Consider the following 15,068-nt stretch of genomic DNA (forward strand, 5'->3'; position numbering starts at 1 on the left):
CCGCGGCCGCGTCCGCGACCAGCCGCCCCGAACCCCGCCCGGCCGCCAGTCGCGCCTCGATCAGCACCAGCTTGGCGTGCGCCTCCCACCAGGCGCGCCGCTGCCCGGCGAACAGCCGCACCGCCAGCGCGGCACGGGCGACCGCGGTGTGCGCGTCCCCCGCCAGCCTCGCCGCCCGCGCCGCGACCAGCAGCAGCTCCGCCTTGCGCGTCGACTGCCCGCCGATCCGGTCCAGCGTCCCGATCGCCGCGTCCGCCTCGGCCAGCGCCTCCGGCACCAGACCCGCGGCCATCAGCACCTCGCAGCGCCGGATGTAGAGCATGAACGACGGCGTGCCGAGCTTGAGGTAGCGCTCCTCGGCCTCGTCCAGCAGCCGCAGCGCGGCCGGCACGTCCCCCTGCCGGAACGCGGCCAGCCCCCGGCTCTCGACGACGTCCGCCTTGTCGTGGTCCTGCCCGGTGGTGTCCCACAGCGCCTCCGCCGACGCGAAGTCGGCGTCCGCCCGCTCCACCGCGCCCAGCGCCAGATGCACGGTCGCCCGCAGGGTCAGCGCCCGCGCCGTCCAGATGACGTCGTCGGCCTGCCGCAACACGGGAATCGCCCGCCGTACGTCCTCCAGGGCCTCGCGGTGCCGGCCCAGCACCCAGGAGGCGTACGCCCGCCGGAACAGCACGCGCGCGCGGGTGTGCCCGCTGCTGACGGCGACACCCCGCTCCAGCGCCTCCAGGCCCTGCCGGGTGCGCCCCGCGTGGATCAGGGCCACGCCCAGCGCGGCCAGCACGTCCGCCTCACGCTCGGGGTCCTGGGCGCGCGCGGCCAGGTCACGGGCGCGGCGCAGGTGGCGCAGCGCGATCCTGAGGTCGCCCCAGTCCCGCTGCCAGATGCCGATCGCCTGGTGCGCCACGGAGGCGCGCCACGGTGACGGGTCGGACTCCAGCACGTCCTGAGCCCGCGCCAGAGCCTCGTTCGGGGCGGCGAACACCATCGGCAGCAGTTCGAGCACCGAGTCGCTTCCCGCTGTCACTCTGAGGATGGTAACGGCCCTGGTGGCGCCCCACACCCGTTTGGCGCTGTATCAGGCGACGCCTCTGTGACTCTGAACTGACGACAGCTGCCTCGAGGGGGAGGACACGCCATGGCACCACAGCGATTCCACGAGCAGTTCGACCAGATCCAGCGCTCCATGCCCGATGTACCGCTGGCCCTGGGACCCGACGACTCCGCGGAGTTCGTCTACGAGAAAGGCGTGGTCCTCGCCCGTGACGGCGAAGAGGCCCGGCTCGTCGAGGACACCGTCCGCACCCACTTCACCGAGGCGACCGGCCTGAGCGGCGACCAGGTGCGCCGGGGCAGCCCGGAGACCAACCGCTCGGGCATCACCCGCATCCGGGTCGGCGACCCCGGGCACGGCGACCGGCGCGGCGACCGGGCCGTCGCCCACGCCCTGCGCGCCCTGCGCGGGCACGAGGCCCGCGCCGGCCGCCGCCTGGTCAGCCGCAACCACGTGGTGTCGCTCGCCGTGAACTCCTGTCCCGGTGACGAGCCCGTGCCCGCCCCGCTCACCCAGGGCACCAACCCCGCTCCCGCCGAGGCCGGCCACGACTCCGACACGGCGGTCGACGTCCTCGTCGTCGACAACGGCCTCACCCACGACTACTCCCTGGTGCCGCTGCTCGCCCGTGTCCAGGGCGACCTGCACGGCACCGAGACCGACGCCCAGGGGAACCTGTTGCAGTACGTCGGGCACGGCACGTTCATCGCCGGGCTCGTCGCCGCCGTCGCCCCGCGGACGAACATCACCGTCCGCAACACCCTCAACGACGCCGGCGCCGTCCTGGAGGACGAGTTCGGCCAGCGCCTGTTCGACGCGGTCGACCGCGACGGCTGGCCGGCGATCCTCAGCCTGTCCGCGGGCACCGCCAACGGCCGTGACGACGGCCTGCTCGGCGTCGCCGCCTTCATGGAGGAACTGCGCGAGCAGGACACGCTGCTGGTCGCGGCGGCCGGCAACAACTCCAGCGCCAGTCCCTTCTGGCCCGCCGCCTACGCCGGCCTGCCCGAGTACGCGCACGCGGTGCTGTCGGTCGGCGCGCTGCGCACCGACGGCGAGTTCGGCGCCTGCTTCTCCAACTACGGCTCCTGGGTGAAGGTCTACGCCCCCGGGGAGCGGCTCACCAGCACGCTGACCGGCTTCGACGCGCCGGTGCCGTACGTCTACCAGCACTCCACCTACGACGCGTGCCGGTACCACTTCACCTACGCGTGCACCTGCCAGTCCCCGCGCCACACCGGGGTGCTGAGCGAGGCCGGTACGCCGACCTCGGGCAAGGCCGACCAGGTGATGTTCGAGGGCTACGCGCACTGGAGCGGCACCTCCTTCGCCACGCCCGTCGCGGCCGCGATGATCGCGGCGTTCATGACGGCCGGCAAGGAGTCCGACGCACGCGCCGCCCGAAAGCAGCTGCTCTCCGGGGACACGGCGTACGCGGAGGTGCGCGGGGCGCACGTGCCGGCGCTGCTCCCGGCCGGCTGGCGTCCGTCGCCGGTCACGCAGCTGGCGCCTCCGGCATGAGGTGCGGAACGGTCCCCTCCACGGCGTACGATGACAGGCCGTACACGAGGAGTGGGACCGTGGACCGAGCACATGTCGGCGCGCTGGTCCAGACCGCCGTCGACGGCGACGCGGCGGCCTGGAAGGCGCTCGTGGAGGGGCTGAGCCCACTGGTGTGGTCGGTGGTGCGCGCGCACCGGCTCTCCGACGCCGACGCGCACGAGGTCTACCAGACGGTGTGGTTCCGCTTCGCCCAGCACCTGGGGCGCATCCGCGAACCCGACAAGGCCGGCTCATGGCTGGCGAGCACCGCGCGGCACGAGTGCCTGAAGGTGCTCAAGAGCCTGCGGCGGCTGACGCCGACGGACGATCCGCAGGTGCTGGACCGGATCAGCGAGGACCGTACGCCGGAGCAGTCCTTCCTCGACCTGGAGGAGGCCGCCGCGGAGTCGGAGCGGATCAGGCGCCTGTGGCAGGAGTTCGAGGAACTCGGCGAGCGGTGCAGGCAGTTGCTGCGCGTCCTGATGGCCACGCCGCCGCCCAGCTACCAGGAGGTGTCCGTGGCCCTCGGGATCGCCGTGGGCAGCATCGGACCGCTGCGCCAGCGCTGTCTTCGGCGCCTGCGGGCGCGGCTCGAGGCACGGGGAGCGGTGTGAGCGGCATGGACGACGACGTGAACGGCACGCACGGCATGGACGACATGGACGGCGAGGCGCCCCTCGACGGCGAGGACCTCGACCTCGACCTGCTGGAGGAGGAGCTCCGCCGGGCCGCGGCCGTCCTCGACCCCGTCCCGGCCGAGCTGCGGCGGATGGCCGTGGAGGCGTTCGCCCTGCACGACCTCGAGGCCCGGCTCGCCGAGCTGACCTTCGACTCGGTGGTCGACGCCATCCCGGTCCGGGGGGCGGTCGACGCGCCGCGGATGCTGACGTTCCACGCGGGCGGCGTGACCGTCGACGTGGAGCTGACCGCGCACGGGCTGATGGGACAGGTGCTGCCGCCCCAGCAGGCCCGGATCGAGGTGCTCACCGGCCCGCACCCGGGCGAGCCCCTGGCCACCGACGACATGGGACGCTTTACCCACGACCGGCCCCCCGCCGGCCCGTTCGCCCTGCGGCTGCGGACCGGCGAGGGAGTGCTCGTCACGGACTGGCTGACGGTCTGACCAGACGTCACCAGGGCCTTCGCCGGCCGGCCCGAGGTCAGCCGGCGGGGCCCGAGGTCAGCCGGCGGGGCCGGTGACGGCGTCGACGAGAGTCGCCAGCGCCGCCGCCAGCCGGCCGAGCCCCGGTCCGGCCGGCCCGCCCGGCTCGGTCATGTAGGTGTCCCGCCGGATCTCCACCATCAGCGCGCCGACCCGCGCGTCCGCGCCGTGGAAGCGGAGCGGCACGTACGTCCCGGCGAACGGACTGTCCAGCCCGGTCTCCCCGCAGGACGCGAACGCCTCCCGTGCCGCCCGCAGCAGCGCGGGCGGCGTGTGGAAGGAGTCGGTGCCCAGGCAGACCGGCGGACGGGGGCCCTCGCCGTGCAGCTCGTACGGCAGGGCCGCGGTCGGGTAGGAGTGCACGTCGACGATCACGGCGCGGCCCGTCGCGGCGAGCCGGTCGGCCACCGCGTCCGTCATGGCGCGCGCATACGGGTGGAAGTACCGGTCGATCAGCGGGCGCGGGTCGGTGTCCGCGGGCCGCAGCGCCTCGCGGTGCGTCGTGCGCGTGTACACCGCGCCCATCCCGACGGCGAGCATCTCCTCCCGCTCGTCGGGGAACCGCTCGGGGTCGACGACCAGCCGCGACAGCCGGTTGACGAACCGCCACGGGGTGACGCCCGCCGATCGCGCCGCCGCCTCGGCGAGCTCGGCCGTGTGCGCGTCGGTGATGTGGTCCAGCTCCCGCTCCAGCTCCGCGTCGTCCAGCACGATGCCCGCGCGCGCCTCGGCGGGGATCGTGCGCGCCGAGTGCGGCACATGGAGGATCACCGGGGAGCCGGGCGCGCCGGGCAGGAGCTCGAAGGACGGAGTCATCGGCGCCCGCCGAACTCCCATTCGTGCACCTCGACGGCCGCGTACCCGTCCACGCTGAGGACGGCCCGGGCGGCCTGCGGGTCCGGCGCCCGCAGCAGGGCCGCCGTCCCGAGCCAGGTCTCGCCGTCGTCGGACAGCAGCGGCCCGTACGCCACCAACTCGTCCCTGTCGGACGGCGGTTCGAGGTCGACGCCCTCTCCCGCTCCGAAGCCGAGCACCAGGTACCGGTTGCCGCCGCTGGAGCCGCCGGGGAACTGCCACATGGTGCGTCCCAGCAGATTCCGCCACCGGCGCAGGAGCACGTCCCGGTAGACGCCCGCCTGGTGGTTGGGCTCGTCGAAGGCGAACGCGCGGGCCGCGGCCGCGTCCGGCAGCTCCACGATGTGCACGCTGCCGGTGGGCGTGTCGCCGCCGGCCGCGAAGGTCGGCCCCCGGGCGATCAGCTCGGCCGCGTAGCGGTCCATGTAGGACCAGTGCGCCTCCAGCAGCTCCTCGCGCAGGGCAGCGGAGCCGGGCCGGTCACGGTGGTAGCAGAAGAACTCCATGTCCGCAGAGTCTGCCCAGGTCCGCGGGCCGCCGCCATTCGATATCGAGGCCGCGAACGCCGGCGTCCCGGCAGGCGGGGTGCCTGCCGGGACGCCGGCTCGAAAAGACCTCGGAGCGTCAGCTCAGGGAAGCCAGCGCCTCGTTCCAGGTGGCCGACGGGCGCATGACCGCCGCCGCCTTGGCCGGGTCGGGCTGGTAGTAGCCGCCGATGTCGGCCGGCTTGCCCTGGACGGCGTTCAGCTCCTCGACGATCTTCTGCTCGTTCGCGGCGAGCGTCTCGGCGAGCGGGGCGAAGGCCTTGGCCAGGTCCGCGTCCTCGGTCTGCCGGGCCAGCTCCTGCGCCCAGTACAGGGACAGGTAGAAGTGGCTGCCGCGGTTGTCGATGCCGCCGACGCGACGGGTCGGGGACTTGTCCTCGTTGAGGAAGGTCGCCGTGGCGCGGTCGAGGGCGTCGGCGAGGACCTTGGCCTTCGGGTTGTCCGCGGCGGTCGCGTACTGCTCCAGCGACGGCACCAGCGCGAAGAACTCGCCCAGGGAGTCCCAGCGCAGGTAGTTCTCCTTGACCAGCTGCTGGACGTGCTTCGGCGCGGAGCCGCCGGCGCCCGTCTCGAACAGGCCGCCGCCCGCCATCAGCGGGACGACCGACAGCATCTTGGCGCTGGTGCCCAGCTCCAGGATCGGGAACAGGTCGGTCAGGTAGTCGCGCAGCACGTTGCCGGTGACGGAGATGGTGTCCTCGCCGCGGCGGATGCGCTCCACCGAGAACTTCGTCGCCTCCACCGGGTTCAGGACACGGATGTCCAGACCCTCGGTGTCGTGCTCCGCCAGGTAGGTGTTGACCTTGGCGATCAGGTTGGCGTCGTGCGCGCGGGTCTCGTCGAGCCAGAACACCGCCGGGTTGCCGGTGGCGCGGGCGCGGGTGACGGCCAGCTTCACCCAGTCCTTGATGGGGGCGTCCTTGGTCTGGCAGGCGCGGAAGATGTCGCCGGCGGATACCGTCTGCTCGATGACCACGTTGCCGGCCTGGTCGACGAGGCGGACCGTGCCGGTGACGGGGATCTCGAAGGTCTTGTCGTGGGAGCCGTACTCCTCGGCCTTCTGCGCCATCAGGCCGACGTTCGGGACCGAGCCCATGGTGGAGGGGTCGTAGGCGCCGTTGGCCCGGCAGTCCTCGATCACGGCCTGGTAGACGCCCGCGTAGGAGGAGTCCGGCAGGACGGCGAGGGTGTCGGCCTCCTGGCCGTCCGGGCCCCACATGTGGCCGGAGGTGCGGATCATGGCCGGCATCGAGGCGTCGACGATGACGTCGGACGGCACGTGCAGGTTGGTGATGCCCTTGTCGGAGTCGACCATCGCCAGCGCCGGGCCCTCGGCGAGCTCGGCGTCGAAGGAGGCCTTGATCTCGGCGCCCTCGGGCAGACCCTCCAGGCCCTTGTAGATGCCGCCCAGACCGTCGTTCGGGGTCAGGCCGGCCGCGGCGAGCGTCTCGCCGTACTTCGCGAACGTCTTCGGGAAGAACGCGCGCACCACGTGACCGAAGATGATCGGGTCGGAGACCTTCATCATCGTGGCCTTCAGGTGCACGGAGAACAGCACGCCCTGCGCCTTGGCCTCGGCGACCTGAGCGGTCAGGAACTCGCGCAGCGCGGCGACGCGCATGACGGAGGCGTCGACGACCTCGTCCTTGAGGACCGGGACGGACTCGCGCAGCACGGTCGTGGAGCCGTCGTCGCCGACCAGCTCGATGCGCAGCGCGCCGGCCTCGGAGATGACGGCGGACTTCTCGGTGGAGCGGAAGTCGTTCTCGCCCATGGTCGCGACGTTCGTCTTGGACTCGGCGGTCCAGGCGCCCATGCGGTGCGGGTGGGTCTTGGCGTAGTTCTTGACCGAGGCGGGGGCGCGGCGGTCGGAGTTGCCCTCACGCAGGACCGGGTTCACGGCGGAGCCCTTGACCTTGTCGTAGCGGGCCTGGATCTCCCGCTCCTCGTCGGTCTTGGGGTCGTCCGGGTAGTTCGGCAGCGCGTAGCCCTGCGCCTGCAGCTCGGCGACGGCGGCCTTGAGCTGCGGGATCGACGCCGAGATGTTCGGCAGCTTGATGATGTTGGCCGCGGGCGTCTTGGCCAGCTCGCCCAGCTCGTGCAGGGCGTCCGGGATGCGCTGGTCCTCGGTGAGGTACTCCGGGAACACCGCGATGATGCGGCCCGCCAGTGAGATGTCCCGCGTCTCCACGGAGACACCCGCCTGCGAGGCGTACGCCTGGACCACCGGCAGGAAGGAATACGTCGCCAGGGCCGGGGCCTCGTCAGTGTGCGTATAGATGATGGTCGAGTCAGTCACCGGGTGCTCCGCTCCACGTCTGCAACATTGCTCGACATCAAGATATCTCGGACTCGGGGGCGGGCTCGACAGGGGTCCGTTCCGCGGACGTTTCGACGGAGCTCGAAACGCCGTACGGGGATGCAACCAAACAGCCGATCGCATGGTCATGGATGTAGATCGTCCAACTGATCGTCGACGGCCGGAACTGACCACCCGGCCGCCCGAGCGAAAGCTGACCATGAGATATCGCACCAGAGTGACGGCCCCCGCGGCCGCCCTGATCGGTACGGCCGCGGCACTGACCGTGGGGGGAACGGCCCGGGCGACGCCGAAGGGCGGGGGCACACCGGGCGCCGAGACCCTCGGCGACACCGTCTTCCCGGCCCTCGGCAACGACGGCTACCGCGTCTCCGACTACCACCTCGACCTCGCCTACGACGCCACGACCAAGCTCGTCGAGGCCACCGCCACCCTGAGGATCCGCGCCACCCAGCCGCTGAGCCGGTTCTCCCTGGACTGTCTCGGCCTGGACGTGCACGCCGTCCGCGTCGGCGGCCGCACCGCCTCCTTCGAGCAGGCCGACGAGAAGCTGCGGATCACGCCCGCCCGGCCGCTGCCCGACAAGGCCCGCGTGACGGTCTGCGTGGAGTACACGGCCGATCCGGCCCGCGCCCTGCCGCACACCGCCTGGGTCGTCACCCCGGACGGCTTCGCGATCTGCCCGCAGCCGAACTCCGCGCACACCGTCTTCCCCTGCAACGACCACCCCGCGGACAAGGCGGACTTCACCTTCCGCGTCACCGTCCCCGACGGACTGCGGGGCGTCGCCAACGGTCTCCTGTGCGGTACCGAGAGCCTCGACGGGGGCCGTACGGCGTACACGTACGCGTCCCGTGAGCCGATGGCCACGGAGCTGGTGCAGATCACGGTCGGCGACTACGTCGTCAAGGAGCGGCCGGGCCCCAACGGCCTGCCGCTGCGGGACGTCGTGCCGACGGCCCGCGCCGCCGCACTGGAGCCCGCGCTCGCGCTCACGCCCGGCCTGGTGGAGTGGATCGAGCAGCGCCTCGGGGCGTTCCCCTTCGAGACGTACGGTCTGCTGCCCTGCAACTCCGACAGCCCGACCGCCTTCGACTTCACGGGGCTGGAGACCCAGACGCTCACCCTGTACAAGCCGAACTTCCTGCTCCAGGAGGAGAAGAAGATCGGCTCGCACATGATGCACGAGCTGGTCCACTCCTGGTTCGGCAACCTGGTCAGCCCCGCGAACTGGGCCGACCTGTGGCTCAACGAGGGCCACGCCGACTACTACGGACTGCTGTACCGCTACGAGCGCGGCTGGACCGACTCCCTCGGCTACAGCACGTTCGAGGACCGCATGAAGTGGACCTACGGCGTCGGCGACCAGTGGCGGCACGACTCCGGCCCGGTCGCCGCGCCGAACGAGGTCAACCTCTTCGACAACCAGCGCTACACGGGCGGCGTCCTCGTCCTGTACGCGCTGCGCCAGGTCGTCGGCGAGGACGTCTTCCACGCGATCGAGCGCGCGTTCCTGGACCGGTACCGGAACTCCTCGGCGACGACGGACGACTACATCGCCGTCGCCTCGGAGGTCTCCGGCCAGGACCTGACCGGCTTCCTGCGGGACTGGCTCTACGGCACCAGGACCCCGCGGATGCCCGGCCACCCGGACTGGACGGTCACGCCGGTCAGTTCCTCGCTCGCCACCCCGCACAGCCGCCGGGGCGGGCACTGGCACGAGAACTCGGCGACTCTCTGAGCCGTCAGTCGAGGTGGGCGACGTGCGCGTCGCCCACCTGCTCGGCGGTGCGCTGCTGCGGGATGCTCACCGAGCCCTGCTGCAGCGCCACCGTCCGCGCGGGCGCCGGGATGCGGATGCCCTCCTGGCCGTAGCGCCGGTGCAGTCGCTTGATGAACTCGTGCTTGATCCGGAACTGGTCGCTGAACTCGCCGACCCCGAGGATGACGGTGAAGCCGATCCGTGAGTCGCCGAAGGTGTGGAAGCGCACCAGCGGCTCGTGGTCGGGGACGGCGCCGTCGATCTCCCTCATCACCTCGGCGACGACCTCGCAGGTGACGCGCTCGACGTGCTCCAGGTCGCTGTCGTAGGCGACGCCGACCTGGACGGTGATCGTCAGCTTCTGCTCGGGGCGCATGAAGTTGGTCATGTTGGCCTTCGCGAGCTCCCCGTTGGGGATGACGACCAGGTTGTTCGAGAGCGCCCGCACGGTCGTCTGACGCCAGTTGATGTCCTCGACGTACCCCTCCTCGCCGCTGCTCAGCTGGATGTAGTCGCCGGGCTGCACCGTCTTGGAGGCGAGGATGTGGATGCCCGCGAACAGGTTGGCGAGGGTGTCCTGGAGGGCGAGGGCGACCGCCAGACCGCCGACGCCCAGGGCGGTGAGCATCGGCGCGATCGAGATGCCCAGCGTCTGCAGCACCACCAGGAAGCCGATCGCCAGGACCAGGACCCGGGTGATGTTCACGAAGATCGTGGCCGACCGGGCGACCCCGGAGCGGGACTGGGTGACCGCGCCCACCAGACCGGCGATCACCCGCGCCGCCGTCAGCGTCACGACGAAGATGAACACGACGGTGAGCGACTGGTTCACATGCTTCTGGACGGTTCTCGTCAGCGGCAGTATCCCGCCCGCGGACGCGGCCCCGCCCAGGAACGCGGCCCACGGCACCACCGTGCGCAGCGCGTCCACGATGACGTCGTCACCGCTCCAGCGGGTGCGGTCGGCGTGCTTGCCCAGCCACCGCATCAGCACGCGCAGCAGGAACGCGGCCAACAGGCCCGCACCCAGCGCGATTCCGGCGAGGACCAGGTCGTCCACGGTGAGCGCTCGGTTCACCGGTTACCTCCAATTTCGGGATGTGCAACCGCTCATCCTGCCGCATCCGCACAGGGGTTCGTGCCCGCGGCCGGTGCGGCCTGGCGCATTCCGTTCGCCACACGTCTCGTCATACGTCCGTGAAGGACCCGTGCCGCCCCGCCCCGGAGGCGAACCGCGCCGCCCCCTCCAGCCCCTGCGCCAACACGCCCATTCCGTGGCGGAGTTCGCCGCGCATCGCCTCCTCCTCCGTGAGGCCCTCCTGCTCCAGCGCCGACGCCCGGTCGCCGCGCAGGCACGTCTGCGGGAAACGGGCGATCTCCGCGGCCAGTTCCTCGGCCGCGGCGCGGGCCGTGCCGGTGGGGACGAGGCGGTTGGCCAGCCCCATGGCGTACGCCTCCGCCGCCGGCACCGGACGCCCCGTCAGGATCAGGTCCAGCGCCCGGCTCTGCCCGATCAGCCGGGGCAGCCGCACCGTGCCCCCGTCGATCAGCGGCACGCCCCAGCGGCGGCAGAACACGCCGAAGACCGCGTCCTCCTCGGCGACCCGCAGATCGCACCACAGGGCCAGTTCCAGGCCGCCCGCCACCGCGTGCCCGGCGACCGCCGCGATCACCGGCTTGGACAGCCGCAGCCGCGTCGGGCCCATCGGCCCGTCGCCGTCCTCCGCCACCCGGTTGCCCCGCTCCGTACCGACGGCCTTGAGGTCGGCGCCCGCGCAGAACGTGCCGCCCTCACCCCACAGCACCGCCACCCGCGCCTCCTCGTCCGCCTCGAACTCCCCGAACGCGGCGGCCAGTTCGGCGGCCGTGGGACCGTCGACGGCGTTGCGGGCCTCGGGACGGGAGAGGACGACCGTGGTGACGTGTCCCTGGCGCTCGGTCCGGACCGGCATGCCGGGCCCCCTTTTCCTGTGCGAGCCTGATGGTGCGTACAAAGGGAGTGTTCCTGATGGCAGGCGAAGGAGCCGACCTTCCGGTGGCCGTGGTGACCGGGGCCAACCGCGGGATCGGACACGAGGTCGTACGACAACTGGCCGACCGGCGGTACCGCGTGCTCCTCGGTGCGCGCGACCTCGGCAAGGGGCGCGCCGCCGCGGCCCGCCTCGACCCGGGCGGCGAGCGGGTGACCGCCGTCCGCCTCGACGTCGCCGACGCGGCGAGCGTGGCCGCGACGGCCGAACGGGTGGCCCGCGAGCAGGGCCGCGTGGACGTGGTCGTCAACAACGCGGCGATCCTCTACGACACCTGGGCGCAGGCCCGCTCCGCGGATCTGGCCGAGGTCCGGCAGGCCCTGGACACCAACCTGTTCGGTGCCTGGCGGGTCACCCAGGCGCTGCTTCCGCTGCTGCGGCGCAGCCCGCACCCCCGGGTCGTCATGGTGAGCAGCGAGGGCGGCTCCCTGCACGCGATGAGCGGCGGCACCCCGGCCTACAGCGTCTCCAAGGCCGCCCTCAACGCCCTCACCCGTCTCCTGGCCGGTGAACTGCGCCCGGACGGTGTGCTGGTCAACGCGGTCTGCCCGGGCTGGGTCGCCACCGACATGGGCGGCCGGGGCGGCCGGTCCGTGGCCGAGGGCGCGGCGGGCGTCGTCTGGGCGGCCACCCTGCCCGACGGAGGGCCGACCGGCGGCTTCTTCCGGGACGGCGAGCCGCTCGCCTGGTAGGGCGTCTGTCCCGACGGGACGTCCGCCTTCAGTGTGGCGTCAGATCACCTTCAGCCGTACCAGCGCCCCCAGGGTCAGCGCCCCCGGCACCAGCGGCAGCCACACCGTGATGATCCGGTAGGCGAGCACCACCGCCGTCGCCACGGCCGCCGGGCCACCCGCCGCCACCAGCGCCACGACCAGCGCCGCCTCCACGGAGCCGAGGCCGCCGGGCGTCGGCACCAGCGCGACCGCGACCGTCGCGGCCAGGTACGCCACCGCCATGTGCACCGGAGGCACCGGCAGCCCGAGTGACATGCCGACCAGGACGAGCCCCGCCGCCTGCAGCGCGGGGAAGGCGAGCGAGCCGCCCCACAGGGCGAGGGCACGGGACGGGCGCGTGTGCACCGAGCGCAGTTCGCCCAGCGCCGTGCGCAGGAAGGACAGCGCGGTCGTCCGCAGCCGCCGTACCAGGACCAGGACCGTGGCGGCCACGACCGCGACCGCCGCGACCGTGAGCAGCAGCGGGGCCGTCGCTCCCGGCGGCACCAGGCTGCCGAAGCGCAGCGCGCCGGGGAAGGCGAGGAGCAGTGCGACCAGCAGGGCCACCCGGGTGACCGACTCCGCCAGCAGGTACAGGGCCAGGGCGGCCGAGGAGCGGGCCAGCGGAATGCCGCACACGGTCATGAACCGCAGGTTGACCGCCCCCGCGCCCAGGCCGGTGGGCAGCAGATGGTTGGCGGAGCCGGCCGCGAACTGGGTGGCCAGCAGCCGCCGTCTCGGCAGCCGGTCGACGACCGCGCCCTGCCGGGTGAAGGCGGCCGCCACCCAGGTCAGACAGGTGGCGGCGACCGCCGCCAGCAGCCACGGCCAGTCGGCCGAGCGCAGGTGGCCGAAGCCCTCGGCCAGCACGTCACGGTGCCGCACGGCGACGACGGCGACCAGCAGGAGCGGAAGCAGGCACAGGACCTGGCGGACCGGGACGCGACGGGGGAACCGTCCCGGCGGGAGGGAGCCGTGGGGAATTTCGACCGCAGTCACACCGGGAGAGGGTTTCCGCACCGCGCCAACGGCGGGTTGCGGCATCGCGGACAGCGGCTTACGGACGGGAAGCGGGTGGGGAGGCAGGGCCATGAGGTCCTTCGGGGCAGGGGACGAAGCGGCGGGAGTGTTGACCTCAACGACGCTCGAGGTTCTACGTTCTCTCCCATGAGCATGGAAACCACAGCGTGGACACAGCTGCACAGTGTCATGACGGCCCAGCAGGAGCGCCGACCCGTGGCGCGCGCCACGCTGCGCCGTATCGGCGCGTTCGCCCGTCCGCACCGCGCCCGCATCGCACAGTTCGTGCTCCTCGGGGTGGTGACCGCGCTGCTCGCCGTCGCGACCCCCGTGCTCGCCGGACATGTCGTGAACGCGATCGTGTCGCACGGCGACCAGGGCACCGTCGTACGCCTCGCCCTGCTCATCGCGCTCATCGCGGTCGCGGAGGCGGCGCTCGGGATCCTCGGCCGGAGGCTCTCGGCGTCGCTCGGCGAGGGGCTCATCCTCGATCTGCGGACGGCTGTGTTCGATCATGTGCAGCGGATGCCGGTCGCGTTCTTCACACGGACACGTACGGGAGCGCTGGTCTCCCGACTCAACAACGACGTCATCGGCGCCCAGCGCGCCTTCAGCAACACCCTGTCCGGAGTGGTCAGCAACCTGGTCACCCTCGTCCTCACGCTCGCCGTCATGCTCACCCTGTCCTGGCAGATCACGCTGCTCGCGCTGCTGCTCCTGCCCGCGTTCGTGATCCCGGCCCGGCGCATGGGCAGCCGCATGGCCCTGATGCAGCGCGAGGCGGCCACCCTGAACGCCGCCATGGGCACCCGGATGACCGAGCGCTTCTCCGCTCCCGGCGCCACCCTGGTCAAGCTGTTCGGGCGCCCGGAGCAGGAGTCGGAGGAGTTCGCGGCGCGCGCCCGCCGGGTCGCCGAGATCGGCGTGCGCACCGCCACCGCCCAGTCGGTGTTCATCACCGCGCTCACTCTGGTGTCCTCCCTGGCGCTGGCCCTCGTCTACGGCCTGGGCGGCTGGTTCGCCCTGCGCGGCAGCCTGGAGCCGGGCGCTGTCGTCTCCCTCGCCCTGCTGCTGACCCGCATGTACGCGCCGCTCACCGCGCTCGCCGGGGCCCGGGTCGAGGTGATGAGCGCCCTGGTCAGCTTCGAGCGCGTCTTCGAGGTGCTCGACCTGGAGCCGCTCATCGAGGAGAAGCCGGACGCGCGGGCCGTCCCCGAGGGCCCGGTCTCCGTCGAGTTCGACGCCGTCCGCTTCGCCTACCCGTCCGCCGACAAGGTCTCCCTGGCCTCGCTGGAGGAGGTCGCGTCGCTGGACACCAGGGGCGGCGCCGAGGTCCTGCACGGCGTCTCCTTCCGCGCCGAGCCCGGCCAGACCGTGGCGCTCGTCGGCTCCTCCGGCGCCGGCAAGTCGACCATCGCGCAGCTGCTGCCGCGCCTGTACGACGTGGACGAGGGCGCCGTGCGCATCGGCGGCGTGGACGTCCGCGACCTGAGCGCCGGCTCGCTGCGCGCCACCCTCGGCATGGTCACCCAGGACGGCCACCTCTTCCACGACACCGTCCGCGCCAACCTGCTGCTGGCCCGCCCCGGGGCGGACGAGGCCGAGCTGTGGGACGCCCTGCGCCGCTCCCGCCTCGACGACCTGGTCCGTTCGCTGCCCGACGGCCTGGACACGGTCGTCGGCGAGCGCGGCTACCGCCTGTCCGGCGGCGAGCGCCAGCGCATGACCATCGCCCGTCTGCTGCTGGCCCGCCAGCGCGTCGTCATCCTCGACGAGGCCACCGCCCACCTCGACAACACCTCCGAGGCCGCCGTCCAGGAGGCGCTGACCGAGGCGCTGGCGGGCAGGACCGCGGTGGTGATCGCACACCGGCTGTCCACCGTGCGGGCCGCGGACATGATCCTGGTGATCGAGGACGGGCGGGTCCTGGAGCGCGGCACCCACGAGGAACTGCTGCTGGCCGGCGGCCGGTACGCCGAGCTGTACCGCACGCAGTTCGAGGAGCGCGGCGAGGACGGCGCGCCGGAGGTCGAGGTGGTGGCCTAGCGACGGCGACGGCGTCGGCCCC

At 72.7% G+C, this 15,068-nt stretch carries 13 protein-coding genes; 6 read left to right on the top strand and 7 right to left on the bottom strand.

Annotation, left to right across the window (positions count from 1 at the left end; genetic code table 11):
* On the bottom strand, positions 1 to 985 hold a 985-nt coding region (locus tag M8J74_RS03225), incomplete at its 3' end, for a tetratricopeptide repeat protein (RefSeq protein WP_249835039.1).
* Between the two features lie 150 nt (positions 986 to 1,135).
* Here M8J74_RS03225 and M8J74_RS03230 point away from each other — a divergent pair.
* The 3 genes from M8J74_RS03230 to M8J74_RS03240 are packed head-to-tail and all read left to right on the top strand — an operon-like array spanning position 1,136 to position 3,716.
* Positions 1,136 to 2,572 carry a S8/S53 family peptidase gene (locus tag M8J74_RS03230; protein ID WP_249834951.1) on the top strand — a complete coding sequence of 479 codons (1,437 nt, stop codon included), beginning with the start codon at positions 1,136 to 1,138 and terminating at the stop codon, positions 2,570 to 2,572.
* Positions 2,573 to 2,631: 59 nt separating this feature from the next.
* Positions 2,632 to 3,207, top strand: coding sequence for an RNA polymerase sigma factor (locus M8J74_RS03235; protein ID WP_058921705.1), 576 nt, complete (start codon positions 2,632 to 2,634; stop codon positions 3,205 to 3,207).
* Between the two features lie 5 nt (positions 3,208 to 3,212).
* Positions 3,213 to 3,716 (top strand): hypothetical protein, encoded by a 504-nt coding sequence (locus M8J74_RS03240; RefSeq protein WP_249834952.1) that lies wholly within the window; start codon positions 3,213 to 3,215, stop codon positions 3,714 to 3,716.
* A gap of 57 nt (positions 3,717 to 3,773) precedes the next feature.
* On the opposite strand, the gene M8J74_RS03245 is transcribed toward M8J74_RS03240, so the two are convergent.
* The 3 genes from M8J74_RS03245 to M8J74_RS03255 form a co-directional block, all read right to left on the bottom strand.
* Positions 3,774 to 4,571, bottom strand: a complete 798-nt coding sequence (locus M8J74_RS03245) for an N-formylglutamate amidohydrolase (RefSeq protein WP_249834953.1) — start codon at positions 4,569 to 4,571, stop codon at positions 3,774 to 3,776.
* The gene (locus tag M8J74_RS03250) at positions 4,568 to 5,116 is read right to left on the bottom strand and encodes a YciI family protein (RefSeq protein WP_249834954.1); all 549 of its coding nucleotides are present in this window, start codon (positions 5,114 to 5,116) and stop codon (positions 4,568 to 4,570) included. The genes M8J74_RS03245 and M8J74_RS03250 overlap by 4 nt, the downstream gene beginning before the upstream one ends.
* Positions 5,117 to 5,234: 118 nt before the next feature.
* The gene (locus M8J74_RS03255) at positions 5,235 to 7,454 is read right to left on the bottom strand and encodes an NADP-dependent isocitrate dehydrogenase (protein WP_249834955.1); all 2,220 of its coding nucleotides are present in this window, start codon (positions 7,452 to 7,454) and stop codon (positions 5,235 to 5,237) included.
* Positions 7,455 to 7,692: 238 nt separating this feature from the next.
* Between M8J74_RS03255 and M8J74_RS03260 the strand changes: the two genes are divergently transcribed.
* Complete coding sequence (locus M8J74_RS03260) at positions 7,693 to 9,216, top strand: M1 family metallopeptidase (protein ID WP_372500101.1); 1,524 nt, start codon at positions 7,693 to 7,695, stop codon at positions 9,214 to 9,216.
* A gap of 4 nt (positions 9,217 to 9,220) precedes the next feature.
* Here the strand turns inward: M8J74_RS03260 and M8J74_RS03265 are convergent, their stop codons facing one another.
* Complete coding sequence (locus M8J74_RS03265) at positions 9,221 to 10,315, bottom strand: mechanosensitive ion channel family protein (RefSeq protein WP_249834957.1); 1,095 nt, start codon at positions 10,313 to 10,315, stop codon at positions 9,221 to 9,223.
* Positions 10,316 to 10,424: 109 nt separating this feature from the next.
* Positions 10,425 to 11,189 carry a crotonase/enoyl-CoA hydratase family protein gene (locus tag M8J74_RS03270; protein ID WP_249834958.1) on the bottom strand — a complete coding sequence of 255 codons (765 nt, stop codon included), beginning with the start codon at positions 11,187 to 11,189 and terminating at the stop codon, positions 10,425 to 10,427.
* Between the two features lie 56 nt (positions 11,190 to 11,245).
* Between M8J74_RS03270 and M8J74_RS03275 the strand changes: the two genes are divergently transcribed.
* Positions 11,246 to 11,959, top strand: coding sequence for an SDR family NAD(P)-dependent oxidoreductase (locus tag M8J74_RS03275; RefSeq protein WP_249834959.1), 714 nt, complete (start codon positions 11,246 to 11,248; stop codon positions 11,957 to 11,959).
* Positions 11,960 to 11,998: 39 nt separating this feature from the next.
* On the opposite strand, the gene M8J74_RS03280 is transcribed toward M8J74_RS03275, so the two are convergent.
* Positions 11,999 to 12,979 carry a lysylphosphatidylglycerol synthase transmembrane domain-containing protein gene (locus M8J74_RS03280; RefSeq protein ID WP_249834960.1) on the bottom strand — a complete coding sequence of 327 codons (981 nt, stop codon included), beginning with the start codon at positions 12,977 to 12,979 and terminating at the stop codon, positions 11,999 to 12,001.
* Between the two features lie 174 nt (positions 12,980 to 13,153).
* Here M8J74_RS03280 and M8J74_RS03285 point away from each other — a divergent pair, with 174 nt between their 5' ends.
* Complete coding sequence (locus tag M8J74_RS03285) at positions 13,154 to 15,046, top strand: ABC transporter ATP-binding protein (RefSeq protein WP_249835040.1); 1,893 nt, start codon at positions 13,154 to 13,156, stop codon at positions 15,044 to 15,046.
* Positions 15,047 to 15,068 lie beyond the last annotated feature (22 nt).

Source organism: Streptomyces panaciradicis, from assembly GCF_023516615.1.
GTDB classification, from domain to species: domain Bacteria; phylum Actinomycetota; class Actinomycetes; order Streptomycetales; family Streptomycetaceae; genus Streptomyces; species Streptomyces panaciradicis.